The organism is Micromonospora coerulea (genome assembly GCF_016598485.1).
Taxonomy (GTDB): Bacteria; Actinomycetota; Actinomycetes; order Mycobacteriales; family Micromonosporaceae; genus Micromonospora; species Micromonospora coerulea.
Window position 1 is genome coordinate 1 of record NZ_JAEMUW010000045.1, and the last position, 25,036, is coordinate 25,036.

The 25,036-nt window shown below is 72.7% G+C and carries 24 protein-coding genes; 6 read left to right on the plus strand and 18 right to left on the minus strand.

Features of this window, described 5'->3' with window-relative positions:
* Window positions 1–276 precede the first annotated feature (276 nt).
* The 14 genes from ahcY to I8N68_RS30610 form a co-directional block, all read right to left on the minus strand.
* Window positions 277–1,776: an adenosylhomocysteinase gene (ahcY, locus tag I8N68_RS30550; protein WP_200216489.1), complete on the minus strand. Its 1,500-nt coding sequence runs from the start codon at window positions 1,774–1,776 to the stop codon at window positions 277–279.
* Between the two features lie 278 nt (window positions 1,777–2,054).
* Complete coding sequence (gene manA / locus I8N68_RS30555) at window positions 2,055–3,206, minus strand: mannose-6-phosphate isomerase, class I (protein ID WP_200216490.1); 1,152 nt, start codon at window positions 3,204–3,206, stop codon at window positions 2,055–2,057.
* Between the two features lie 2 nt (window positions 3,207–3,208).
* A complete protein-coding gene (locus tag I8N68_RS30560; RefSeq protein ID WP_200216492.1) occupies window positions 3,209–4,210 on the minus strand; it encodes a cation diffusion facilitator family transporter in 1,002 nt (333 codons plus the stop codon).
* Window positions 4,207–5,403, minus strand: a complete 1,197-nt coding sequence (locus tag I8N68_RS30565; RefSeq protein ID WP_200216494.1) for an SIS domain-containing protein — start codon at window positions 5,401–5,403, stop codon at window positions 4,207–4,209. Before I8N68_RS30565 ends, I8N68_RS30560 begins: the two co-directional genes overlap by 4 nt.
* A complete protein-coding gene (locus I8N68_RS30570; protein WP_200216496.1) occupies window positions 5,400–5,612 on the minus strand; it encodes a Trm112 family protein in 213 nt (70 codons plus the stop codon). Before I8N68_RS30570 ends, I8N68_RS30565 begins: the two co-directional genes overlap by 4 nt.
* 182 nt (window positions 5,613–5,794) lie before the next feature.
* Window positions 5,795–6,784: a hypothetical protein gene (locus I8N68_RS30575; protein WP_200216540.1), complete on the minus strand. Its 990-nt coding sequence runs from the start codon at window positions 6,782–6,784 to the stop codon at window positions 5,795–5,797.
* Between the two features lie 132 nt (window positions 6,785–6,916).
* Window positions 6,917–7,675, minus strand: a complete 759-nt coding sequence (nfi, locus tag I8N68_RS30580; RefSeq protein WP_200216499.1) for a deoxyribonuclease V — start codon at window positions 7,673–7,675, stop codon at window positions 6,917–6,919.
* 37 nt (window positions 7,676–7,712) lie between these two features.
* Complete coding sequence (locus I8N68_RS30585) at window positions 7,713–7,868, minus strand: hypothetical protein (protein WP_200216500.1); 156 nt, start codon at window positions 7,866–7,868, stop codon at window positions 7,713–7,715.
* Between the two features lie 59 nt (window positions 7,869–7,927).
* A complete protein-coding gene (locus tag I8N68_RS30590; protein WP_200216501.1) occupies window positions 7,928–8,518 on the minus strand; it encodes a DinB family protein in 591 nt (196 codons plus the stop codon).
* 48 nt (window positions 8,519–8,566) lie between these two features.
* Window positions 8,567–8,998: a hypothetical protein gene (locus tag I8N68_RS30595; RefSeq protein WP_234040895.1), complete on the minus strand. Its 432-nt coding sequence runs from the start codon at window positions 8,996–8,998 to the stop codon at window positions 8,567–8,569.
* A gap of 5 nt (window positions 8,999–9,003) precedes the next feature.
* Complete coding sequence (locus I8N68_RS30600; protein ID WP_234040896.1) at window positions 9,004–12,927, minus strand: toxin glutamine deamidase domain-containing protein; 3,924 nt, start codon at window positions 12,925–12,927, stop codon at window positions 9,004–9,006.
* 9 nt (window positions 12,928–12,936) lie between these two features.
* A complete protein-coding gene (locus tag I8N68_RS33395) occupies window positions 12,937–13,344 on the minus strand; it encodes a WXG100-like domain-containing protein (RefSeq protein ID WP_443673266.1) in 408 nt (135 codons plus the stop codon).
* 23 nt (window positions 13,345–13,367) lie between these two features.
* Window positions 13,368–13,724: a hypothetical protein gene (locus tag I8N68_RS30605; RefSeq protein ID WP_200216504.1), complete on the minus strand. Its 357-nt coding sequence runs from the start codon at window positions 13,722–13,724 to the stop codon at window positions 13,368–13,370.
* 5 nt (window positions 13,725–13,729) lie between these two features.
* Complete coding sequence (locus tag I8N68_RS30610) at window positions 13,730–14,143, minus strand: YbaB/EbfC family nucleoid-associated protein (protein ID WP_200216506.1); 414 nt, start codon at window positions 14,141–14,143, stop codon at window positions 13,730–13,732.
* 80 nt (window positions 14,144–14,223) lie between these two features.
* Between I8N68_RS30610 and I8N68_RS30615 the strand changes: the two genes are divergently transcribed.
* On the plus strand, window positions 14,224–15,456 hold the full coding sequence (locus tag I8N68_RS30615) for an SUKH-3 domain-containing protein (protein WP_200216508.1): 1,233 nt from the start codon (window positions 14,224–14,226) through the stop codon (window positions 15,454–15,456).
* Between the two features lie 49 nt (window positions 15,457–15,505).
* On the opposite strand, the gene I8N68_RS30620 is transcribed toward I8N68_RS30615, so the two are convergent.
* Together I8N68_RS30620 and I8N68_RS30625 are read right to left on the minus strand one after the other, a co-directional pair.
* Window positions 15,506–16,132 carry a DUF2625 family protein gene (locus tag I8N68_RS30620; RefSeq protein WP_200216510.1) on the minus strand — a complete coding sequence of 209 codons (627 nt, stop codon included), beginning with the start codon at window positions 16,130–16,132 and terminating at the stop codon, window positions 15,506–15,508.
* 29 nt (window positions 16,133–16,161) lie between these two features.
* Complete coding sequence (locus tag I8N68_RS30625; protein ID WP_200216513.1) at window positions 16,162–17,601, minus strand: aldehyde dehydrogenase family protein; 1,440 nt, start codon at window positions 17,599–17,601, stop codon at window positions 16,162–16,164.
* A gap of 142 nt (window positions 17,602–17,743) precedes the next feature.
* Between I8N68_RS30625 and I8N68_RS30630 the strand changes: the two genes are divergently transcribed.
* From I8N68_RS30630 to I8N68_RS30650, 5 genes are all read left to right on the plus strand, one after another.
* Window positions 17,744–19,180: a gamma-aminobutyraldehyde dehydrogenase gene (locus I8N68_RS30630; protein ID WP_200216516.1), complete on the plus strand. Its 1,437-nt coding sequence runs from the start codon at window positions 17,744–17,746 to the stop codon at window positions 19,178–19,180.
* A gap of 5 nt (window positions 19,181–19,185) precedes the next feature.
* Window positions 19,186–20,457 (plus strand): 4-aminobutyrate--2-oxoglutarate transaminase, encoded by a 1,272-nt coding sequence (gabT, locus tag I8N68_RS30635; protein ID WP_200216518.1) that lies wholly within the window; start codon window positions 19,186–19,188, stop codon window positions 20,455–20,457.
* 180 nt (window positions 20,458–20,637) lie between these two features.
* Complete coding sequence (locus tag I8N68_RS30640; protein ID WP_200216522.1) at window positions 20,638–21,045, plus strand: GntR family transcriptional regulator; 408 nt, start codon at window positions 20,638–20,640, stop codon at window positions 21,043–21,045.
* An 88-nt stretch (window positions 21,046–21,133) separates the two neighbouring features.
* Complete coding sequence (locus tag I8N68_RS30645; RefSeq protein WP_200216529.1) at window positions 21,134–22,024, plus strand: ABC transporter ATP-binding protein; 891 nt, start codon at window positions 21,134–21,136, stop codon at window positions 22,022–22,024.
* Window positions 22,021–23,010: an ABC-2 membrane transporter-related protein gene (locus tag I8N68_RS30650; protein WP_200216531.1), complete on the plus strand. Its 990-nt coding sequence runs from the start codon at window positions 22,021–22,023 to the stop codon at window positions 23,008–23,010. Before I8N68_RS30645 ends, I8N68_RS30650 begins: the two co-directional genes overlap by 4 nt.
* Window positions 23,011–23,139: 129 nt before the next feature.
* On the opposite strand, the gene I8N68_RS30655 is transcribed toward I8N68_RS30650, so the two are convergent.
* Together I8N68_RS30655 and I8N68_RS30660 are read right to left on the minus strand one after the other, a co-directional pair.
* Window positions 23,140–23,862, minus strand: a complete 723-nt coding sequence (locus I8N68_RS30655; RefSeq protein WP_200216534.1) for an RlpA-like double-psi beta-barrel domain-containing protein — start codon at window positions 23,860–23,862, stop codon at window positions 23,140–23,142.
* Between the two features lie 150 nt (window positions 23,863–24,012).
* Complete coding sequence (locus I8N68_RS30660) at window positions 24,013–24,873, minus strand: SCO6745 family protein (protein WP_200216537.1); 861 nt, start codon at window positions 24,871–24,873, stop codon at window positions 24,013–24,015.
* Window positions 24,874–25,036 lie beyond the last annotated feature (163 nt).

Consider the following 25,036-nt stretch of genomic DNA (forward strand, 5'->3'; position numbering starts at 1 on the left):
GGCTCCCGGCTCCCGGCTCCCGGCTCCCGGCTCCCGGCGAGCATGACCGCTACAAGCGATATACCTGAGAGTCATATTTATGCCTCTCAGGTATATCGCTGACGGGGCCGTCCGCGGCGAGCTTCGGCGCGACGTCGATCACCCTTGCCCTCGTCCTGGTCACCGCTGCCGGTGGACCGGAACACGGCCGACGCGCACCCGGGCTGCCCGCCCCACCGTCCGGAAAGACGGAACCGGGCCGGCCGCGCGTGCGGCCGACCCGGTTCCGGGTGTCGATCAGTAGCGGTAGTGGTCGGGCTTGAACGGGCCCTCCTGCGAGATGCCCAGGTAGGCGGCCTGCTCCTTGGTCAGCGTGCTCAGCTTGGCGCCGAGCGCGCCCAGGTGCAGCCGGGCGACCTTCTCGTCCAGGTGCTTTGGCAGCACGTAGACGCCGAGCGGGTACTCCTCGGTCTTGGTGAAGAGCTCGATCTGGGCGATCGTCTGGTTGGCGAACGAGTTCGACATGACGAAGCTCGGGTGACCGGTGGCGTTGCCCAGGTTCAGCAGGCGGCCCTCGGAGAGCACGATGATCGCGTGCCCGTCGGCGAACTTCCAGAGGTCGACCTGCGGCTTGATGTTCAGCCGCTCGACGTCGGAACGCTTGGCCAGACCGACCATGTCGATCTCGTTGTCGAAGTGGCCGATGTTGCCGACGATGGCCTGGTGCTTCATCCGGGCCATGTGCTCGTTCGTGATGACGTTGAAGCAGCCGGTGGCGGTGATGAAGATGTCGGCCTGCTCGACGACGTCGTCCAGGGTGGCCACCTGGTAGCCGTCCATCGCCGCCTGGAGCGCGCAGATCGGGTCGACCTCGGTCACCACGACCCGGGCGCCCTGGCCGCGCAGCGACTCGGCGCAGCCCTTGCCCACGTCGCCGTAGCCCATCACGACGGCCATCTTGCCGCCGATCAGCACGTCGGTGGCCCGGTTGATGCCGTCGATGAGCGAGTGGCGGCAACCGTACTTGTTGTCGAACTTGCTCTTGGTCACCGAGTCGTTGACGTTGATGGCCGGGAAGAGCAGGGTGCCGGCGCGGTGCATCTCGTAGAGCCGGTGCACGCCGGTGGTGGTCTCCTCGGTGACGCCCTTGATGCCGGCGGCGATCCGGGTCCAGCGCTGGCCGTCCTCGGCCAGTGAGCGGTGCAGCAGCTGGAGGATGACCGCGTACTCCTCGGAGTCGGCGGACTCGACCGGCGGGACGACCCCGGCCTTCTCGAACTCGGCACCCTTGTGGACGAGCAGGGTGGCGTCACCACCGTCGTCCAGGATCATGTTCGGGCCCTGCCCGTCCGGCCAGGCGAGCACCTGCTCGGTGCACCACCAGTACTCCTCCAGGCTCTCGCCCTTCCAGGCGTAGACCGGCACGCCGGCCGGGGCCTCGGGGGTGCCGTTCGGGCCGACCACGATCGCCGCGGCGGCGTGGTCCTGGGTGGAGAAGATGTTGCAGGACGCCCAGCGGACCTGCGCGCCGAGCGCGACCAGGGTCTCGATCAGGACGGCGGTCTGGATGGTCATGTGCAGCGAGCCGGTGACCCGGGCGCCGGCGAGCGGCTGGGCGTCGGCGAACTCGCGCCGGATGGCCATCAGGCCCGGCATCTCGTGCTCGGCGAGCTGGATCTCCTTGCGCCCGAACTCGGCGAGCGACAGATCCGCCACCTTGTAGTCGCCCTCGGCGAGGGTGCTCGGCCGGGCCTCGGACGGCGTGCCGCTGGGGGCAGCCGGGAGGGTGCTGGTCATGGAAGCTCCTGTCGAACGATGTGCTGCGCAGCCTTCCACCTTACGCTCGCAGGCGGATGGAGCATGGCCCGGTCGGCGGACAGCGCACGGGGCGGTCGGTCGTGGACGGACTTTCCATCCACCTGCCGGCCGCCCCGTGCATCCCCCCGGTTTGGTTCCCCGCGCGTCACCGGACTTTCGTCGCGACAACGCTGCGTACCCATAGCGTCACACTGGGCAAGGGGTGCGTCAAGCCATTTCGGGAAAGTCGGACTTGCGCGGGCGGGAATGGCGGCGGGTCAGCGCAGGCCGACCGTGGCGACGTACCCCTCGCCCTCGCCGCCGATCACCAGCGGCCCGCCGACCGCGGTCCCGATCGCCGCCTGCCCCGGACCGAGGGTGACGGTGCCCACCCCGTCGTCCACGACCAGCTTGCCGGCCCGACAGAGCACCACCCGCGGCCCGGGCAGCGCCAACCGCGCCAGCGGGGAGCCCGGGCCCACCAGTACCCGGTGCAGCGCGAAGTCCTCCACCGGCACCGGCCAGGTGACCACCCCGGGCGCCACCGCGACCGGCGCCACGACCGGCTCGTCGAGCACCTCGAAGCGCAGCACCCGCAGCAGCTCGTCCACGTCGACCCGCTTCGGCGTCAACCCGCCCCGGAGCACGTTGTCGCTGGCCGCCATGATCTCCACCCCGGTGCCCCGCAGGTAGGCGTGCAGGTTGCCGGCCGGCATCCAGATCGCCTCGCCCGGGGCGAGCCGCACGTGGTGCAGCAGCAGCGCCACCAGCACCCCCGGGTCGGCCGGGTAGTCCACCGCCAGCGCGCGGGCCAGCACCGCGTCCGGGCCGCCGGCCTCCGCCGCGAGCACGGCCGCGACCAGCCCGGCGCGCTCCGCCTCGGGCCAGCTCAACAGCAGGCGTACGGCCTCCCGCAGCCCCGCGGGCCCCTCGCGCAGCGCGGCCACGACCGGCTCCAGCGCCGGTACGCCGAACGCGCCGATCGCCGCGGCCGACTCCGCCGGGTCGCGGAAGCCGCAGAGCGCCTCGAACGGCGAGAGCGCGACCAGCAGCTCCGGCTTGTGGAACGGGTCGACGTAGTTGACCCGTTCCACGTCGGCGGCGTGCCCGGCCCGGGCCTGCTCGGCGTCCGGGTGGGCCTGCAGGCTCAGCGGGGCGTCCGCGGCGAGCACCTTGAGCAGGAACGGCAGCCGGGTACCGAACCGGCCGACCAGCCGCTCGCCCAGCCAGTTCGCCGGCTCGGCGACCAGCAGGTCGGTCAGGTCGACCGGCTCGCCGTCCCGGTCGACCGTGGCCGGGGCGCCCGGGTGCGCGCCCAGCCACAGCTCGGCCTCCGGGCCGGCACTCGGCACCGGTCGCCCCTGCAGCTCGGCGATCGCCGTGCGGGAACCCCAGGCATAGTCCCGGATCCGACCCTGCAGCAGTTCCACGCTCAGCTCCCGGGGTGGGCGGCCTGTTCGCCGGTCTCGGGCCGGGGCGCCGCGGTGTGCGACGCGGCACCGGTGCCCGCCTGGTCCGCCGCCGCGCTGTAGATGTCCGGCTCCAGGTAGATGACCCGGGCGATCGGCACGGCCGTACGGATCCGCGCCTCCACGGCGTTGATCCCCCGGGCCAGCGATTCGGCGCTGTCACACGGCGAGACGGCGACCTTCGCTGCCACCATCAGCTCCTCCGGGCCGAGGTAGAGCGTCTTCATGTGGATGATCCGCTCGACCTCCGGACCCTCCGTGACGGCCTGCTCGATCTTCGCGAGGTCGTGCTGCTCGGCGCCCTCACCGAGCAGCAGGCTCTTGGTCTCGATGGCGAGCACGATCGCGATGGTGACCAGCAGGACACCGATCGCCGCCGTGCCGGCCGCGTCCCAGATGCCGTCGCCGGTGATCAGGGTCAGTCCGACGCCGAAGAGCGCGAGGACCAGACCGATCAGCGCGCCGAAGTCTTCCAGCAGCACCACGGGAAGCTCGGGGGCCTTGGCCCGACGGATGAACCGCACCCAGGACTGGCTGCCCCGGATCTGGTTCGACTCCTTGATGGCGGTACGGAAGGAGAAGGTCTCCATCCCGATCGCGATCACCAGGACGGTCACCGGCACCCACTGCCAGCTGGTGATCGGCTCCGGGTGCTGCGCCTTGTGGTACGCCTCGTAGAGGGCGAACAGGCCACCGACGCTGAACAGCACGATCGAGACGATGAAGGCGTAGATGTAGCGCTCCCGGCCGTACCCGAACGGGTGCTGAGGGGTCGCTTCCCGCTTGGCCCGGCGGCCGCCGAGCAGCAGCAGGCCCTGGTTGCCGGAGTCGGCGACCGAGTGGATCGACTCGGCCAGCATCGACGAGGAGCCGGTCAGGATCCAGGCGACGAACTTGGTGACGGCGATGCCGATGTTGGCCAGCAGGGCGGCGACGATCGCCCTCGTCCCGCCATTTGCGCTCACTGGTTCGACAGCTCCTTCATTTCGGTGATGGCCGGGACGGCCATCGGGTCCAGGCCGTGGGCCAGGGCGAGGTAGACCGAGGCGAAGTCCGGCACCGCCATCAGCGAGGCGAGCCGTTCCAGCGCGGAGCCCCCCTCGGCGGTGATCACGTCGCAGCGCACGCCGCGCCGCTCGGCGAGGGCCTGCACCGCGTCGGCCCGACGCTCCTCGACCGCGAGCGGCTCGTCGCTGTCGTCGTCGGCGTTGAGCCCGCCGTCGCGCAGCAGCACCAGCCGCAGCCGGGTGGCGTCGGGGTCGGTCTCCTGCGGGTCGGCGAAGATGTCCCGCTCCCCCTCGACCAGCCCGCCGAAGACGCCGTCGAGCAGGCCGACGCGGCCGCGACCGGCCTCGCCGAGCGCGCCGGTGACCACCGGGTAGCGGGCGTTGGCCGAGAGCGTGTCGCCGAACCGGCGGGCGGCCACGGTGGCCAGCGGAGACGAGCCCCAGACGATCGGGATCGAGCCGGCCAGCCCGAGGGCCAGCGACTTCGCCGGGTTGACGAAGGACTCGGCGGTGGGGCGGCAGCGGTCGGCGTCCGCGTCCAGCCGGGCCGCGGTCTCGGCCAGGTCCGCCTCGTTGACCTTCACCAGACCGAGCGTACGGGCGGCGAGCAGGACCGGCACGGTGAGTGCCCAGAGACTGGCCCGGGCCGGGGCGCGCCGGGGCACCGGGATGAACGGCGCCCGGGCGCGCTCGGCCACCGACTGGAGCTGGGAGTCCGGCGCGCCGACGGCGACCAGCCGCGCGCCCCGCCGGTGCGCGGCCTCGGCGGCAGCGAGCGCCTCGGGGCTGCGGCCGGAGGCGCTGACCGCGATGACCACGTCCGCCGCGCCGACCCAGCCGGGCACGCCGGAGCTGCGGTGCGGGATGACCGGCACCGGGCAGCGCGGGCCGGCGACGGTGGCCAGCACGTCACCGGTACGCCCGGCGGTGCCGATGCCGGCGATGACCACCGCCCGCGGTCGCCCCTCGTCGACGAGCAAGCTCAGGTTGGCCTCGGCGGCCAGCGCGGCGGACTCCCGCACCTGCGCGCCGGCCGACGCGGTGAACCGGAGCATGCCGCCCGGGTCGTGCTCGGCGAGGGCGTCGGGGCTGTCCAGCAGCGACTCGTCTGGGTGCCGGCGCCCGCTGACCCCGGCCGTACCCTCCATCACCGCTGCGGCGCGGAGCCACCGCGCGCGTCGTCCGACGCGGGCCCACCGCGCGCCTCGTCGAGCAGCAGCACCGGCACGTCGTCGCGGATTTCGAAGATCCGACCGCACTCGGTGCAGGTCAGGGTCTGGGCCTGCGCGTCGTAGTCGAGCGGGGCGTGGTGCGTGTCCGGGCAGGCGAGGATCTCGAGCAACTGCGGGTCCAGGGCCACGGCGCGGCTCCTTCCACGTATGCGGTCTCACCGGTCGGCGGTGCCGACCGGCGCACGCGATCTTATCGGCGAACCCGGCGGGACACCGCGCCACGGAACCAGATCATCCGCCGCCCGGCGCACCGCTCCTCCGCCCGGTCACCACGCCTGAGCGTAATGGAGCGTGGCGGCTCCGTCCCGGCTCAGCCCGGCAGGCGCGGCATGACGGTGGTGGCGTCGCCACCGGCCGGCGCCGGGGGCTCACCACCGGGCGGCGGTCCGCCGGCGGGACCGCCGTAGACGTTGCCGGTGGGGCGGGCCGCCGGCGCGCCACCGTAGCCGCCCGAGGCGGGCGGCTGCCCGTACACCTGCGGAGTCGGCGTGCCGTAGGTGGTGCCGCCCTGATTGCGTGGCAGCGGGACCTCCGGATAGCCGGCCGAACGCGGATCGCCCTGCTCGGCGCGGTTGCGGCGGACCAGCAGAACGATCAGGGCGATGCCGACGAGCACGAGCCCGATGCCGAAGTACATGATCGCGGAACCTCCGGAGGACGTGTCGGTGGCGCTCTGCTCGGCGGCCGGGTCGAGCGCGGCGGCCACGGCGGACGCGGTGTCGGCGGCGCCCGGCGCCTCGGTCGCCACCGCGCTCGGCGTCGGCGTGGGGGTCGGCGAGGGCTTCCGCGTCGGCGACGGGGCCGTCCCGCCCACCACCCGGGACGCGTCGGCGCCCCGGCCCAGCACCCGGCCGACCGCGTTGGTCGCCTCGCCGACCACGGTAAGCCGACCGCCGGGCGCGCCCGCCAGGAATGCGACCCGGTAACGGACCGTGATGCTCTTGCCCTTGCAGAGGGTCGGGTTGGCCGGCGCGGTACGCGCCGTGGCCACCGCGCCGCCACCTCCGGAGACCCCCACCGGCCACCACTGGCCACCGGCGTTGACCTGGACCTGGACCTGGTCGGCCCGGACGCCGTCAAGCCGCAGTCCCAGGCCGGTGCGGAGCAGCACGCAGCCGTCGGTGCGCTTGCGCACCTCGACCGCCACCGTCTCCGGGGAATCACCCACGGTAAATTTGTCCGCCGAGTGCACCTCCACCCGGTCGCCCTCGGCGAACGCCGGGACCGCTCCGACGGTCACCAGACCGCCGAGCATCGCGCCGACCGTGGCCAGCCGCACCGCGTGCCGCCGCACCGACATGTCCACCTCACCGTTCCTCGCCCCGGCGGGGCTCGCCGGTCAGGTTACTACCGGCCCGGGGTGGCCCCCGGTCATTGAGCACCCCGCATGTGTGCGGCGACACCCCGCGCCACCGCCGCGGGCCCGGTCGGTTCAGTGCGGCGCGGCGGTGAGGGCCTTCCGGCACAGCCGGTCCGCCGTCCGGGTGGTCTCTGGCAGCCGGTAACGCGGGGTCAGCGCCAGTACCCGTTCGGTGGCGTTGCCCAGGCTCATCCGGTGGCCGACGCTGACGAAGACGGGCCGCACCCCGTCCCGGGTACGCAACACCCGGCCGACCACCTCGTTGCCGTCCCGCAGCGGCGTCCACGCGCCCCGCGCCGGGCCCGGCTCCTCCCACTCGCCCACCAGCGGCGTCTTGCCCACCCCGATGGCGGGCAGGCCGGTGACCACGCCGAGATGGCAGGCCAGCCCGAAGCGGCGCGGGTGGGCCAGCCCGTGCCCGTCGCAGACCAGCAGGTCGGGCCGGACGGTCAGCCGGTCCAGGGCGTCCAGCAGCGCGGGCACCTCCCGGAAGGCGAACAGTCCGGGCACGTACCCGAAGGCGGGCCGGCCCACGCTGACCGCCGAATCCACCACGGCCAGCGTCCGGGCGTCCAGCACGGTGACGGCCGCCGCGAGCCGGTCGCCGCTCTCCGCGTACGCGACGTCGAGGCCGGCCACCGTCGCGGGCGCGGTGGGTCCCGGCCCCACCAGGTCGGCCAGCGGCCGCAACTCCTCCTGTACGCGCAGCGCCTCCGCCACGCTCCCGGGCGCCACGGTCCGCCGCCGAGGGTCGAGGTCGCCGCGCGCCGCCGGCCCGTCTCCGATGAGTTCGAGGCCCGCGGGCGCGACGCGTGGCGAGGGGTCCGTCATGGTCACCGGTCCTGGTGGGCCGGGTGGCAAGCCGCCGTCACGCGTGCTGGAGGTTGGTGCGGGACTCCTCGGCCCAGCGCAGGATCCCGCGGGCACCGGCCGACTCGGCCCTGGCGGACGCCTCGTAGAGCAGGACGAGCGCCTGATCGGGGCGGCCCTCCTGGACGGCGAGGTAGCCGAGCTCCCGGGCCAACTCCCAGGCCCGCTCGATCCGGCCGTCGAACGCCCATGCTCGCGCTCCCGTTCTCTCGGTTACTGGCCCACTCGCCCGTCGACGCGCTCACGCAGCAGATCGGCGTGACCGCAGTGCCGGGCGTACTCCTCGATCATGTGCAGCAGCAGCTCGCGTACCGAGATCTCCCCGCCATCGGACATCCGCGCCCGGGTGGCCAGGTCCGGCGTGGCGGCGACCAGGTCCTCGGCGAACGCGACCTCGGACCGCCAGGCCCGCCACGCCTCCTCGACCACCGCCGGGTCCCCCACCGCGCCGTCGAACGCCCCGTCGCGCTCACCCTCCGGGGAGTACAGCTTGGGCGCGTCCTGGCCCGCCAGCACGCGCCGGAACCAACTGCGCTCCACCTCCGCCAAGTGCCGCAGCAGGCCGAGCAGGGACATCTTCGACGGCGGCACGGACCGGCGGGCGAGCTGCTCGGCGTCGAGGTCCGCGCACTTCAGTTCGAGGGTCAGTCGATAGTCGCGGAGGTACCCGACGAGCATGGAGCGCTCGTCGTGGAAGCCGCCCTCGGAGCGCGGATCGTCCTCGGGGCGGACGAACATGTTCGACCAGGCGAACCGGGGTGCGGGTTGGTCTTCGGTGTCGGCGGGGGTACGCGTCTCAGCCATGCCCGGACCCTTCTGCAGGCCCCACCCGTCTGCAACGCATTTACACCATCACACCTGGGTGGCGATCGTGGGATCCGCGCCCGGATCGCCGGCCCGCTGAAGCTCTTCCTCGAACATCACGAACGTCTTGCGCCGGATGCCGCGGATCAGTGCCTGCTCCCGGGGAGTCGGATAACGCCGCTCGCGTCCCAACCTCTCCTCGATCCCTCTCACCGTCTCGTACAACGCGAAGAGCGGACCCTCGCCCTGCAGATAGTGGCCCCGGTCATGCTCCGTCCGCTGGACGAACTCGTCCGCCGTCAGCACGCTGATCTCGCCACCTACGGCGAAGAGGATCTCGTCTACGAGATGGGTAGCCGCCTCCCAACCTCCGGTATCGATGGACAAGCGCCAGGCCATCAGGCCACCGTCAGAGGTGGGCATCATCTTCACGGGCGAGCTGTAATAGCTGAAGAAGGCGGGTAGGACCAGCCCGGGCATCTGACTCATGCTTGCGGTCCTCCGCCCAACCCCGATTGCAGGGCCTCCCAGAAGTAGAGCTGTACCTGCCGAAGCACGCCGTTCCGGAGAGCGCGCTCCATGGTCGACATCCTACGGCCATCCTGATCAGCCAAGGCTTTCAGATCTCTATTCACCTCGTAGAGCGCATGCTCCCAGACGGCGACATCATCGATGGCTTTCAGATGAAGACGGAACTCAGCGATGTGCCCGTCGGTCGTCCGCAGCATCATCAGCACGTCCCGGTAGCCGCTGGCCTGCGGTGTGACAAACCGGTCCTCGAAGTAGACGATTTCGACGTCGGGGTCGCATCGAATGGCATCGAGTGCGGCGTAAAGATCCGGCAGGTTATCGAAGGCGACCTTGGCAGCTGCCAGGTCAGTGAGCAGCGAGACGTCGCCTCGGTACTTGTTTACCTTGTCCTCGGCGCGCTGCCTGTCCTTCGGGCCGGGCCTGGAGTCCGCCTCCGCTCCGTGGGCCGAGCGCGCGGCCAACCGGTGAGCCAGCGCGGTGACCTCGACCTGTGCATCGGTAGCGTTGGCATAGAGCCAGTCCAGGTACTGCTCCCGGTAGGACGCGTCTGCTCGCCGACCGAACTCAAACCCCGGTTGCCGGGGTTCCGGTCCCGGGACATGGCAGGACTCGCTGATACGGCGTTGATTCGCTGTGAGTGGGGTTGCCTGCCCCGCAGAACCCGACGCGGCAGCCACCGCCTCCGGGCCGCGTTCGGCGATGTCGTCCAGGACCTCGCCCAGCACGTCGATCGCCTGCTGATGACTGGCGAGGTGGTGCAGCGTCACCGGCCTGGCCAACAGCGAGTTCGCCAGCTCCGGCGTCGCCAGCATCATCCGGACCAGGTCGGGGCGCTGCGTCAGCTGTCGGACGAGCGTCTCGGCCAGCAGCGGCTCGCCGCGGGGTGGTGCCTCCCACGTCTGATCCAGCATCTGCTGTACGCGGGGATCCCCGAAGAGCCGCGTCAGATTCCGCGCGGCCGCGTCGTCGAGGGCCGGTGCGAGCCTGCGCAGCGCCGGCATGTCGAGGTGGTTCGCCAGCTCGACCGGGGTCACCCCGGCAACGAAGACCTCCTCGACGCTGTTGCTGGCGGTCACCGTGTCTCGCACGAACACCCCGGCTGATATGCGATCGGCGTGCGCACTCAGGCGAGCCCGTCGCAGGTCAACCGGATGCAGCTCCTGCCGACTCCCGCCGGGTGCTGCGGCCCGGGGCGGTCCGGAGGCATCGGACTCCCAGAGCAGGTGCACGTGGTTGAAGTCCGGCACGTCCTCGGCCGTCTCGGGCGGGGGCGGTGCAGGTGCCGGCGGTCGGGGCGAATCGGTTCGGGGCTGGAGGTCGGGTAGGACGCTGAAATTCCCCGGCGGGCGGCCGGCCAGCGGCATCGGGCGACCGTCCCGGCCCAGGACCAGCGCGTCGATTCCGACCACGTTCGCCGGGCCGGCGACCCCGCTGTGCGCGTAGAGCGGGCGGTCCGAGACGTGCCCGCTCTGCGGGTCGAGGTAGAGCACGGTGCCGTTCTGGTTCAGCGCCACCCAGGCGTGCGAACCGCCGCTCGCAAAACTCGTGATGAGGAACGCGTAGCTGCCATGCCCGCCGACAAGCAGCTGCTCGTGCAGATCGTCGTACCCGCGGTCGACCTCCTGCCGCATCGCCCACGGACTCGTGGTGTCCGGCACGGCGCACAGGTCCTGGAAGCGTCCGCCGGTGCTCTCCTCGACCCGTCGCGGCCCGTCCGCCTCACCGCCGAGCGGACGGCGGACGTCCCCCTCCAGATAGCCGTCGAAGGTACGCGGCGCGGAGACCCGCGGCCGGCCGTGCACCCAGGTCTCGTAGAGCGACAGGGTGCAGTCGAGACAGTTGATGCCCCGGGTCGGGTCAGCCTGCGGGCCGCCGTCGTTCGCCAACTGGAACCAGCCGCCGTACCGCGGGTCGGCGGTCCGTACCACGCTGCCGTCGGTGTTGCGGGGCATCCGCCGTTCCAGATCGGTCTGGTGCAGCGCGAGAGGAGGTCGCAGACCGACCCGGACGCCGTACCGCCGGGAGCGGTCGATGGGCTGCGGATCGTCGTCCCGGGTGAGGGCCGACCGGTCGGCGGTCTCCACCGCACCGGCCGCCAGATCGGCGACGTCGTCGTTGATCCGGTAGAAGTCCGCGTCGTCGTCGACCATGACCTGCGCGGGCACGATCGACCCGGCGAGCACCTCCCGGGCCCGGTCACGGAGCTCGTAGCTTGTGCTGCTTGCGTTGAACGCGGCCTGACGCCACCGTCGGGCGAGCAATTCGTGACCGGTCTGTTGCAGGTCCTCGGCGCGGGCGGCGTATTCACTGGCTGAGCGCTCGTGCCGATCGGCACTGATTCGGAGCCAGTTGGCCTCCTCTTCCCTTCGCTTGTCCTCGTGCCACGCCCGCTGTGCCTCGAAGTACCCCTGGTAGCGGCGTCGGTCCAGGCCCTCCCGGTCGGCCCGCGCGGCGGCGAGCTGTTCCGGCGTATGGCGGCGAGGTGGCGGCGGCTCGAACGGCCCTGGAAGGAGAGCGGCGGCGGCGTCGGTGTGCCGGGGCGGCCCGGGTGCCAGCGCCTCCAGCAGGGGGAATCGCGGTGACGGGACCGGCGGATCGGCGTCGCGTCCCGGTGCGGGCGGTGCGGGCGCGGCGACCTGGGCCGATCGCGGCGCGGGCACGGCCGGCGCCGGTGTCGGGCCGGCCGAGGGGCGACCGACCATGGGGTCGCTGCCGCCGGCGCGGGACGAGTCGGTGCCCGCCGGAGCGGCTCCGCCCGTCACCGGCGGTGGCGCGGGCGCCAGCACCACGCCGGTTGGGATCGGGGCGGCGGCAGGCGGCTGGTGCACGCCTGCCACCGGCTCCGCCGGCGCCGTGGGCCGTAGTGGACGGTCGTCGATCGCTGCCGTCACCTGCGCGGAACCCGCCTCCACAAACGCCGGGACGGTGGACGCCAGATGCGGGTCGACAGCGGTCGTGGAGAGGGCCGGCGTGGTCCCCGCCTCCGTGGCAACTGGAGGGCGCGGGACGGCGACCGGGTCGGCGGCGACCGCAACCGACGGCGGATGGGGCACGGCAGGTAGGGAGGCGGCCTGGACGGCGGGCCCGTCCATCGCCGGCGTTCCCATCGTCCCGGCGGCGACGGATTCGGACCGGATGCCGGCTGCCTGCGACGCGGCAGCGGCGTCGCCGACCGGGCCGGCACCCGCGGTCGATGGCTCCCCGGCGAATCCTGGTGCTGGTGAGTCCGGGCCGGCCGCGAGGGCAGCCGAACCATTCAGGTCCGTCGGCAGGGTGGTGCCGGCGAGGGCGGCCATCCGCCCGTCGAGCCGGTGGTGGAGCGCGCTGTCCGCCTGGCCGGTGGCCGCGCCGCTGACGCCGGACACGGCCGCACGGGCCAGGTCCTCCAGCGACGCCCCCTGCCCGGTGACCAGGCCGGCGGCACCTTCGGCCAAGACCTCGCCCGTCATCTCCCGGCCGAGGCGTTCGCCCACCTCGCCGAGCCGCCCGTTCGCGTGCCGGCCCAGGCCCGCGAGGGGTGCCACCGCCCCACCGGCGAATCCCCCGATCGCCGACGTGCCGAGGTCGGCCACGTCCAGGCCGTCGCGGCGGCCCGTGGAGTTCTGGTACGCCTGGGTGGCGAGACTGACGCCCGCCTCCTGACCGGCCTCGGCGAGTCCGCCGAGCGCGGCACGCCGGGCGAGCCCGCGCATTTCGCTCTTGACGATCTGCTTCGCGGCCCGCTCGCTGGCCTCCTGCGCGCCCTCCTTCAGGGCCTTGCCGGCGAGCTGCGCCATGAGCCGCTTGAAGATCTGCTGCACCACCATCCGGGTGGTGGTGATCGCCACCCCGGCCGCCGGGGAGGCGGCACCGGCGGTGAGGACCGTGGCGACCGCCAACGAGAGCAGCTAGACGAGCAGAATGCCGAGCTCGATCCAGACCTCGAGCTTGGCGCCCTCGATGTCGCAGCCGCATGACTCGACCAGCCGCCCCAGTTCACCGGTGACCGCGAGCAGGACCGGCAGCGGCGCCTCGTCCCCCTCGGCCACCCGCCGCCACGCGGTGTCGAAGGCGTCGGCGACCAGGCCGATGCCGCCGTAGCCGCTACGCACCTCCGACGCCGCCGCGGTCGCGTCGTCGCGCGGGCCGGCCAGGACGCCGGCGACGCCGTACCACTGGTCGGCGAGGTCCCAGACGGCGCACTCGTCACCCTCGGGCCATTCCACGCCGACCACCCAGTCCAGCGCCTCGTAGATCCAGCCGGGCAGGTCCCAGGGGCAGTAGTCGAGCGGGTGCGGGATCGGGCTCGGCAGCATGCTCACGCGGGGTCCTCCGGAGGTCAGCGCCGGTGCCGGTGCGGGAACTGGTGCTGGTCGGGGATGCGGCCGAGCTGCCGCGCGTTCGCCTCGTCGGTCTCCATCGAGGCGGCCACGGACCGGACCACGTCGGCGCCAAGCCCTTCCAGGGAGCGACCGAGCAGCTCCCAGGCGCGCAGCAGCGTCTCTTCGTAGCGGCGGTACTGCTTCTCGAACATGGCCCCGATGCCGTCCCGGCCCCACGGCCGCTCGGCGCTCGCGTCCGCGATCGCCCCACCGGCCTGCCGGCGGGACGCGCTGACCGCCTCGCCGGCGAGCGTCAGGTCCGCGCCACCGCGCCGGGCGCGGTCAGGGTCCAGCCAGAGCTGCTCGTCGGTCACCGCGGTCACTCTCCACGCTGGAGCACCGCGTTCGCGCGACCCAGCAGGGCGTCGAAGTCGTTCGTGCTCAGGAAGTCCACCGAGGGCGAGCCGTCCGGCAGGTAACCGGCGACGAGGTTCCGGGTCGCGGTCACCGCTGCCGCCGACGCCCGGTGCACCGTGGTCGTGATCTTGCGGCTCAGCGCTCCGGCATCCCGATCGTGGAAGACCGAGGGCTCCACCTCGACGCTGATCAGCTCACCCCGGGCGCCGACGGTCGCGGTGACCTGCCCGTCGTCGGAGCGCTCGGTGACCCGCAGCTCCGCGAGCTTGACCTGGAGCTCGTCCAATCCGGATCGAAGTCGCTGGTACTGGCCGTACACCTCGTCGAACCGCGCCCGCAGCGCGCGGTTGGCCTCCCGGTCCACGCTCTCGGTCAAGGCCGCCCCTCTCCGTCACGGTCGGTAGGCCAGACCATACCGGGTGCCACGGAATCCGTGGGGTCCGGTAATTTCAGGTCGTGATCGAGCGTCAGCAGGCCGAGCAGCTGGCCGCCGTGTGGGCTCAGCGGGACTCCGAACGCCTGGGATTCCCCTGTACGCCCCTGGTCGAGGAGTTCGACCTGGGCTACCTGATCACCTCGCAGGTCGCCACCGAGGCGCGCGCGGTGCCGGGGGATCTCCCGACGACCATCGTCGACAAGGAGACCGGTGACGTCTCCACCTGGCCGCGCCTGCCGTTCCCCGCCGTGGAGCAGCTCTACCGGCAGCGGCGACCACCCGAACCGCGCGCTCCCCGCACCGTCGACCCGGCCACCCAACTGCTCCGGGAGATCACCCGGCTGCCCGCCCCGGGCGCCGCCGCCCACCTCACCCTCGACGGCCGCGTCCACCGGGCCTTCGGCGCCAAGGGCGAGGTCCAGCTGCGGCACCATCCGTTGGTGCAGGCGTATCTCGACGCGCTGCCACCGGGGCACCTGGTCCGCGGCGGCGAGCGGCACGCCGAAATGATCGTCGTCTCCGACGTCCTGCACGAGTACGACCACCGACGCGCGGCAGATGGCATTCCCCCGCTGACCGTGGAAGAGGCGGCCACCCTGCTGGGTGGTGCCCGGATCGAATTCTTCCGGATCCGTGAGGCTGGCGACCCCACCGGCGGGCCGGCCCAGATCCCCTGCGACTCGTGCATCAACTTCCTGGTCCGCTTCAACGCCCTGCCCTGGTCCGACCTCGCCTACACCCGGGAGTCGCGGACGGAGCCGCAGAGTGATCCGGATCCGGGGCGGTTCCCGCCGGAGGTGGCGAGCGAGCTCGTGGCAGCTGGCTGGCGTCCGCACTTCGGTGACGAGGTCCTGGCGCAGGCAGCGGTCCGCGATGTCACCGCGGTGGCGGGAAGGAGGCACACGCATGCCCTGTTTCCGGCGGTCCTGCCGACCCTCACCGCTTTCCCCGGCCTGGAGAGCCGGCGTCGAGGCCCGGGTGAGCAGGTCTGGGTCTCCCGAATGGAAATCCACCCCTGGGAGATGGGCCACACCGCCGACACGCTCGCGGACTTCGGCGCCGTCCTCGGCGTACGGCTGTTTCCGCTGGGCACGGAGCGCGGTGACAGCATCATCGCCGTCGACGAGCACGGCCGGATCTTCGCGCTGGACCAGGCCGGCGAGTGGTTCCTCGGCCCGGACATCGACGCCGCCCTGACCACGCTGCTGCTCGGCCGCGCCCCCGCCCGGGTCCGCGACGACGGCACCTGGTGACGCGCGTCAGCCCCGACGCAGCTGCACGGTGGTGGGGCGGCGAGCGGAATCAGCCCTCCTGCGGCGAGCCGAGCTGCCGGGCCATGTCCTGGTAGAACGACACCGCCTGGGCCAGCGGGACGGCCTTGCGGGAGACCGTGGCGAGGTCGCTGCCCTCCTTGCTGAAGGGCGGGGGCCAGGCACTGATCCCCTCGTCGAGGGCCAGGGCCGCGACTTCCGTCTCCCACCCGGGCCAACGCAGGGTCTCGTAGAAGCGGGTCAGCGAACCGGCGAGCACGGCGTTGAGCCATTCGGCGTACCCCTGCTCCAGGTCCAACCAACCGAGGTCGTCCGGGCCGAAGTAGTGGATGGTCGGCCGGCTGCCCGGCCCGGTCCCGAGCCAGGCGTACTGCCCACCCAGCACGTCGTAGCCAACCACCACCAGGCCGCTGCCAGGGGCGGACTCCGAGTGCACGTCCGGGAGACCCCGATGACCCGAGCCGAGCACCCGTAACCAACCATGGTCGACCAGCAGACCCCCGGCGTTGGCGACCACAGCACCGAGCCAGGACCGGGTCGTGATCTCCAGGGCCGCCAGGCAGGCGGCCGCCCGGGCCGGGTCGGCCGGCAGCACCTCGACCGGGTAGGGAGCGGTCGCCACCGTCGCCGACACCTCAGGCCACGCAGACTCGTCCACCGGGCCAGGGTGTCAGATGGGGCGAGGACCTACAGCGCCACCCCGGTCAGCACCATGACCCGGGGCTCGGTGTAGTCGTCCATGGCGCTGCGCAGCCCCTCCCGCCCGACCCCGGACCCCTTCACCCCGCCGTACGGCATCTGGTCCGCCCGGTACGACGGCACGTCGCCCACGATCACCCCGCCGACCTCCAGCTCCCGGGAGGCGGCGAAGGCGACGTCGAGGCGATGGGTGAACACCCCGGCCTGCAACCCGTACGCCGAGTCGTTGACCGCGGCGAACGCGGCCCGGTCGCTCTCGACCCGCCCGACCACCAGCACCGGCCCGAACACCTCTTCGGTGCACACCTTCGCGTCCGCCGGCACCCCGGACAGCACGGTCGGCGGATAGGTGGCACCCTCGCGCCGACCGCCCAGCTCGATGGTGGCGCCGGCGGTGACGGCCTCGTCCACCCACGCCTCGACCCGCTCGGCGGCCTCGAGAGAGACCATCGGCCCGACGTCGGTCAGCGGGTTGGCGGGGTCACCCGTGCGCAGCTCCTCCATCGAGGCGATCAGCCGGGGCAGGAAGCCGTCGTAGAGCCACTCGTGCACGTAGACCCGCTGCACCGCGATGCAGGACTGCCCGGCCTGGTAGTTGGAGAAGGTCGCGATCCGGTGCGCGGCGAAGGTGAGGTCCTCGTCCGAGGCCCAGTCCTCGCAGATCACCGCCGCCGCGTTGCCGCCCAGTTCCAGGGTGACGTGCTTCTCCGGCGCGGCCCGGCGGATGGCCGCGCCGACCGGCCCGGAGCCGGTGAACGACACCACCGGCAGCCGCGGGTCGGCGACCAGCTCGGCGGCGCGCTCGTTGGGCAGCGGCAGGACGGAGAACATCCCCTCCGGCAGGTCGGTCTCGGCCAGGATCTCGCCGAGCAGCAGCGCGGACAGCGGGGTGGCGGGGGCGGGCTTGACGATGATCGGGGCGCCGACCGCGATGGCCGGGGCGACCTTGTGGGCGACCAGGTTGAGCGGGAAGTTGAACGGCGTGATGCCCAGCACCGGCCCCTTCGGCACCCGCCGGACCAGGGCGATCCGGCCGGTGGCGGCCGGGTCGGTGTCGAGGCGTTGCAGCTCGCCGGAGAACCGCCGGGCCTCCTCGGCCGCCCAGCGGAACGTCGACACCGCGCGCCCCACCTCGGCCTTCGCCCACTTGACCGGCTTGCCGTTCTCGGCGGTGATCAGCGCCGCGACCTCGTCGGCCCGGTCGGCGAGCCGCCGGGAGACGTGGTCCAGTGCCGCCGCACGGGCGTGCGCGGGCAGGGCCGCGGCGGCCGCCGCCACGCCGGCCGCCGCCGCGACGGCGGCCTCGACCTGGTCGGGCGTGGCGAGCGTGGTACGCCCCACCGTCCGGCCGTCGTACGGGTGGGTCACGGTCAGCTCGCCCTCGCCGTGAGCGGGGCGGCCGGCGACGAAGAAGGCTCTCGGCTCCACGTCGGCAGCGTAGACGACCCAACGCCGCGCGGAAACAGTTGCTCAAGCCCTTGTGGGCCGCGAATTCAGTAGCGAAGATGGCAGTCAGATTGCGATAACCTCCGCTGACCCCCTTCTCCCGGCCACCCCTCGGAGACATCTGATGAGCGACCAGCAGCAGCTGCGCAACTTCGTCAACGGCGAGTACGTCGACCCGGTGGACGGCGGGTACGCCGATCTGATCGACCCGTGCACCGGCGAGGTCTTCGCCCAGGCACCGGTCTCCGGCGCGGCGGACGTGGACGCGGCGATGCGCGCCGCCGGCACCGCATTCGAGAGCTGGCGGGACACCACGCCGGGCGAGCGGCAGAAGGCCCTGCTCAAGCTCGCCGACGCGGTCGAGGCACGGGCCGCCGAGCTGGTCGACGCCGAGGTCCGCAACACCGGCAAGCCCCGCCAGCTCACCGCCGACGAGGAGTTGCCGCCGGCGGTGGATCAGTTCCGCTTCTTCGCCGGCGCCGCCCGCCTGCTGGAGGGCCGCTCCGCCGGCGAGTACCTGGCCGGCCACACCTCGTACGTGCGGCGGGAGCCGATCGGCGTCTGCGCGCAGGTCACGCCGTGGAACTACCCGCTGATGATGGCGGTCTGGAAGATCGCCCCGGCCCTGGCGGCCGGCAACACGGTGGTGCTGAAGCCGTCGGACACCACGCCGGTGTCGACGCTGCTGCTGGCCGAGATCGCCGCCGAGTTCTTCCCGCCGGGCGTGTTCAACGTGGTCTGCGGCGACCGGGACACCGGTCGTGCCCTGGTCTCGCACCCGACCCCGCAGCTGGTGTCGATCACCGGCTCGACCCGGGCGGGCATGGAGGTCGCCTCCGCCGCCGCGCCGGACCTCAAGCGGACCCACCTGGAGCTGGGCGGCAAGGCCCCGGTGGTGATCTTCGACGACGCGGACATCGCGGCGGCGGCCGAGGCGATCGCGGTCGGCGGGTATTTCAACGCCGGCCAGGACTGCACCGCCGCGACCCGGGTCCTCGCCGGGCCCGGCGTCCACGACGACTTCCTGGTGGCCCTCGCCGAGCAGGCCCGCAACACGAAGACCGGCGCGCCGGACGACGAGGACGTGCTCTACGGCCCGCTGAACAACGCCAACCAGCTCTCCCGGGTCAGCGGCTTCATCGACCGCCTGCCTGACCACGCCGCCGTCCAGGCCGGCGGCTCCCGCCTCGGCGACCGCGGCTACTTCTACGCTCCCACCGTGGTCTCGGGCGTGCGCCAGGCCGACGAGATCATCCGGGACGAGGTGTTCGGCCCGGTGATCACCGTGCAGCGGTTCTCCGACGAGGACGAGGCGGTGCGCTGGGCCAACGGCGTCGACTACGGCCTGTCGGCCTCGGTCTGGACGAAGGACCACGGCCGGGCGATGCGGATGACCCGCCGGCTCGACTTCGGCTGCGTGTGGGTGAACACCCACATCCCGTTCGTCTCGGAGATGCCGCACGGCGGCTTCAAGCACTCCGGCCACGGCAAGGACCTCTCGGTCTACAGCCTGGAGGACTACACCCGGATCAAGCACGTCATGCACAACATCGAGGGCTGACCCGAATGGCATCGTCAGAGGAACTGCACAAGCGGCGCGGGGCGGCGGTCGCCCGGGGCGTCGGCAGCGTCATCCCGTCCTACGTGGACCGGGCCGGCGGCGGCACCATCACCGACGTCGAGGGCCGGGAGTGGATCGACTTCGCCGCCGGCATCGCGGTGACCAACGTCGGCAATTCCGCCCCGCGCGTGGTCGAGGCGGTGCGGGCGCAGGTCGAGCGCTTCACCCACACCTGCTTCATGGTCGCACCGTACGAGTCGTACGTCGCGGTCTGCGAGCAGCTCAACGCGCTCACCCCGGGCGGCTTCGAGAAGCGCTCGGCGCTGTTCAACTCGGGCGCCGAGGCGGTGGAGAACGCCGTGAAGATCGCCCGGCACGCGACCGGGCGGCCGGCGGTGGTGGTCTTCGACCACGCGTACCACGGCCGGACCAACCTGACCATGGCGCTGACCGCGAAGAACATGCCGTACAAGCACCGGTTCGGGCCGTTCGCCGGGGAGATCTACCGGGTGCCGATGTCGTACCCGCTGCGGGACGGGGGCGTCTCCGGGGCGGACGCGGCGGCACGGGCGATCGAGATGGTGGAGAAGCAGGTCGGGGCGGAGAACGTGGCCGCGCTGCTGATCGAGCCGATCCAGGGCGAGGGCGGTTTCGTCGTACCGGCGCCTGGTTTCCTGCCGGCGCTGCGCGAGTGGGCGACGGCGGCCGGGGTGGTCTTCATCGCCGACGAGATCCAGACCGGCTTCTGCCGGACCGGCGACTGGTTCGCCTGCCAGCACGAGGGTGTCGAGCCGGATCTGGTCACCCTGGCCAAGGGCATCGCCGGCGGCCTGCCCCTGGCCGCGGTGACCGGGCGGGCGGAGCTGATGGACGCCGTCCACGTCGGTGGCCTGGGCGGCACGTACGGCGGCAACCCGATCGCCTGCGCCGCCGCGCTCGCCGCCATCGAGACCATGCACGAGCTGGACCTGGCCGGCGCCGCGCGCCGGATCGAGCAGGTGATGGGCGACCGGCTGCGGGCCATCGCGGCCGGCGACCGGCGGATTGCGGAGGTACGCGGTCGCGGTGCGATGCTCGCCGTCGAGCTGGTCCAGCCGGGCACGCTGATCCCCGACCCGGCCGCCACGGCGGCGATCTCGGCGGCCTGCCACGCCGCCGGCCTGCTCACCCTCACCTGCGGCACGTACGGCAACGTGCTGCGCTTCCTGCCGCCGCTGGTCATCTCCGACGAGGAGCTGGCCCGGGGTCTGGACATCCTGGACGCCGCCTTCGGCTGACGCCCGTTACGGCCCACCGCCTGAGCCCGTCCCTCACCAGAGGGGCGGGTTCCGTGCGTTGTCCGCTCAAGAACGATCCGCCTCGCTCCGATGTGCCCAAAACCGTTGACAGCGCGGCTCCCGTCCCGCCACCCTGTCTTATAGTCTTACTGTCGTAGGACAACCGAAGGGTTGCCACGGGTGATCGAGTTCGTGCTGGACGGCCGGTCCAAGGTGAACACCTACGTGCAGCTGATCCAGCAGGTCAAACAGGCCCTGCGGGTCGGCCTGCTGTCACCGGGCGACCAGCTGCCGAAGGTCCGGGACGTCGCGCAGTCGCTGGCGATCAACCCGAACACGGTGCTCAAGGCGTACCGGGAGCTGGAGATCGAGGGTCTGGTCGGTGGCCGACCGGGGGTGGGCACGTTCGTCCGGCGCACCCTGGCCGGCGCGTCCCTGCCCAACCAGGCCGAGCTGCGCGAGGACCTGGTGGCCTGGCTGCACCGGGCGCAGGCCGCCGGCCTCACGGCCGAGGACGTCATCGCCCTGGTGGAGACCACCATGCGGGCCACCCTCGCCGCCGACGCCCCGCAGAAGGAGCCCGCGTGAGCGAGCGCAGCGAGCGAACCATCAGGCACAGAAGCGAGCGCTTGCGCCGCCGCGAAGCGGTGGCGTGAGCGGAACGAGAGGACAGAGGATGGACGTGGTCTTGGAGGCCGACCGGCTCGGCAAGCGGTACGGGAGGACCTGGGCGTTACGGGACTGCTCAGTGCACCTGCCGGCCGGCCGGATCGCCGCGCTGGTCGGGCCGAACGGCGCGGGCAAGAGCACTCTGCTGCACCTGGCCGTGGGGCTGCTCAAGCCCGACGCCGGCGCGGTGCGGGTGTTCGGCAGGTCGCCGTACGGCGACACCGAGGGCCTGGCCGACATCGGGTTCGTCGCCCAGGACACCCCGCTGTACCGGGACTTCACCGCCGCGGAGCTGGTCATCGCGGGCGGCAAGCTGAACCGGCGGTGGGACGCGGGACTGGCCCGCAACCGGCTGGCCCAGCTCGGCATACCGCCGGACCGGCCGGTCGGGAAGCTTTCCGGTGGGCAGCGCGCCCAGGTGGCGCTCGCCCTGGCGCTGGCCAAGCGGCCTCGGCTGCTGCTGCTCGACGAGCCGGTCGCCAGCCTCGATCCGCTGGCCCGGCGGGAGTTCCTTCAGTCACTGATGGGCAGCGTCGCGGACGCCGGCACCACCGTCCTGCTCTCCTCGCACCTGCTGGCGGACCTGGAACGGATCTGCGACTACCTGATCGTGCTCAACGCCGCCCAGGTGCAGCTCGCCGACTCGGCCGACGACCTGGTGGCCGGGCACCGGCAACTGATCGGCCCCCGGCACGACGGCGGCCCGATCGGGGGCGTCGCCGCCATCGTCCGGGCCAGCCACACCGACCGGCAGTCGACGCTGCTGGTCCGCACCGACGGCCCGGTCACCGATCCGGCCTGGACGGTCCGCGAGGTGGGCCTGGAGGACGTCATCCTGGCCTACCTGGCCGACGGCAGCACCCAGACCAGTCACGACGAATGGGGAGTGCCGGCATGATCTGGCTGACCTGGCGGCAACACCGCAAGCAGGCGTTCTTCACTCTGCTCGGGTTCGCGGCGCTGGCCGCCCTGATGGTGCCCATCGGCCTGTCGATGCGGCACTCGTACGCCGACCTCGGCCTGGCCGAGTGCGTCCGCCAACTGAACGACCCGAACGTGGCCGGGGCGACCCGGGAGGCGTGTGAGGCGGGGTTCCATCGCTTCACCAACCGCTACGGCAGCCTGAACCTGGTGGCCGTGCTGCTGCTCACGCTGCCGGTGCTGGTCGGCCTCTTCTGGGGCGCCCCGCTGGTGGCCCGCGAGGTGGAGCACGGTACTCACCGCTTCGTCTGGACCCAGGGCGTCGGCCGGACCCGCTGGGCTCTGGTGAAGTTCGGGCTGGTCGGCGCGGGCGCGTTGCTCGCGGCGGTCTGCTACGGGCTGGGCATGTCCTGGTGGGTCGACCCGCTGACCCAGTCCGCCCGCGAGGGCCGGCTCGGCATGATCGTCTTCGACCTCCAGGGTGTGGTGCCGATCGGCTACACCCTCTTCGCGGTGGCGCTCGGCATCTTCGCCGGCACCGTGTGGAAGCGGATGCTGCCCGCCATGGGCATCACCCTGGCCGCGTTCATCGGCGTACGGGCGGCGGTGGCGATCCTGGCCCGACCGCACTACCAGCCCGCCGAGACCCTCACCTTCCCCATCGACGGGACCAGCGAGCCGCGGATGGAGCGCGGCGACTGGATCCTCTCCCAGGGCATCCGCGACGCCGGCGGGACGATGGTGGCGCCGGACACCCGGATCATGTGCCCGCCCGGTGGCAGGGGACCGACCGGCCAGGTCTGCGGCGCCGAGTTGGGCCTGAAGCCGGGCGCCTACAACTGGCAGTTGTACCAGCCGGCGGACCGGTTCTGGCTGTTCCAGGGCATCGAGACCGGCATCTTCGTCGCCCTCGCCGCGCTCCTGCTCTACCTGGCCCTCGGCCGCATTCGCCGCATCGCCTGACGACCTGGTGGAACACCATGGGTGCCACGGCACCCCGGAGACACCCATGGTGTTCCACCGACCGCCGGGCCGGGGGCCGTCAGGCCGGCGGGACGCCTCGGCACCAAGCGGCAACCGTGCGATGGCATGTCAGCGGAGCAGCTCCACCACGTTGCGGCGGACCAGGTTCTTGCCCGGCTCGCGGATCAGCTCCATCGCGGCGGCGTTGAGCAGCACACAACTGCCCGACGGGCCGGTCACCGTCACGGTCACCGCCCTGCCGTTATCCAGGTTGGTGACCCGCAACCGGGTTCCGACCGGGAACTGACCGCTGGTCGCGGCGGGCGCCCCGCCCTCGGCCGAGAACGTGATCGGCCCGGTGCACGCGCTGCGTACCGCTCCGTCGGCCGGGGCGCCACCACCCGCCGGCGGCTGGGTACCGGGCTGGGCGTCACCCGGTCGCGTCTCACCCGGCTGGTTCCCGCGGCCGGGCCGGGCCGATCCGCCGGGCTGCGCCGCGGCATCGTCCAGGCGCTCCACCAGGTTGCGCCGGATCACGTTCTTGCCCGGCTCTCGAACGAGGTCCATCGCTGCGGCGTTGAGCAGCACACAGCTGCCCGACGGGCCGGTCACCGTCACGGTCGTCGCCCGGTTGTTGTCCAGGTTGGTCACCCGCAGCCGGGTGCCCACCGGGAACCGGTCGCTGGTCGCGGCCGGCGCGCCCCCCTCGGCCGAGAACGTGACCGACCCCTGGCAGGCGCTCTGCCGGGCGGGGGTGGTGTCGGCGAAGCCGAACCCGGTCCCGACCGCCACCACCGCCGCGGCGACCACCGCCACCCCCGCCGCCAGCACGTGCTTCCGCTGCACCTTCACCGCATCTCCCGTCGTCCGCTGATCTCCGTACGCCGCCTGGTACGGCGTGGGAGCGCTGTCCGGTTCAGCGGTTCCGGCAGGAAGGTCTCCCGCAGGAAGGTTTCCCGCAGGCGGCGGACCGGCCCGCCGAGCGGCCGCCCGGCCGGCCGGTCACTGGGCCCGACGGATGCCCAGGGTGCTCTGCGCCGGGAGCATCCCGGAGGCGACCACCGCCTGGGTCACCGGCGCGACGAGCTGGGCGAACCGGCCGACCGCCGGCCCGAGGGCCCGCCAGGGAGCGGTGGCCAGCTCGTCCGTACGCGTCTCCACCTCGTCGCGCAGCCGGCGCCCGGCGTCGGTGGCCACGCCGTCGGCGTCCACCAGCCCGCAGGCGGCGAGCCGGTCCCGGGCGGCGGCCCACTCCTCGGCCGACCAGCGGCGGCTGGCGAAGACCTCGACCGGTGCCGCGCCGACGGCGGCGAAGGAAACCAGCGCCTCGGTCGGGTCGAGCCCGGCGGTGAGCAGCGCGGCCACGTGCCCGTCGCCGCGGTGCTCGCGGAGGATGGTGGCGGCCTGCCAGAGCGCCAGGTGCGGGGCGTCCGGCCAGGGCAGGTCGGCGTTGGCGGCGGCGAGCGGGCGCCCGGCGACGTCGGCGGCCGCCACGGCCCGACGGGCCAGCGCGGCGGCCTCGGCCAGCTCGGGGGTGTCGACCCGGTCGCCGAGCAGGACACGCAGCGCACGGTCCACCCCGGACAGTCGCGCGTCGAGCACCTTGGCCGGCTCGGCGACCGACCAGACCGACGGCACGTACTCGGCGACCATGCGAGGGCTGAAGCTGTAGTAGGTGGCCGTCACCAGCTCCGGTCCGGCCGCGCCGAGCGGGGCCGAGCGCAGGGCGAAGTAGCCCGGCCAGCGCTCGTCGGTGGCGAGGCCGAGCGCCGCGGCCTCCTCGGTGAGCTCCGGCGCGTAGTAGACCAGCGCGTGCACCGGCTCGATCAGCTGCCACACCTTGCGGACCATCGTCGCGTCCATGCCACCCTCCCCCGGATCGTGTATCTTGTCAGCGTCAAGTTTGCCGTGGCACCGCCAAACTTGTCTATGCCTAGATTGCCGTGGGTCGACAGGGTGTGTCGCTGCTGGTTGATTGGCTAAGCGATCCTATGTGCTAGTTTTCCGGTTGTGTCGTTGTTGCGTC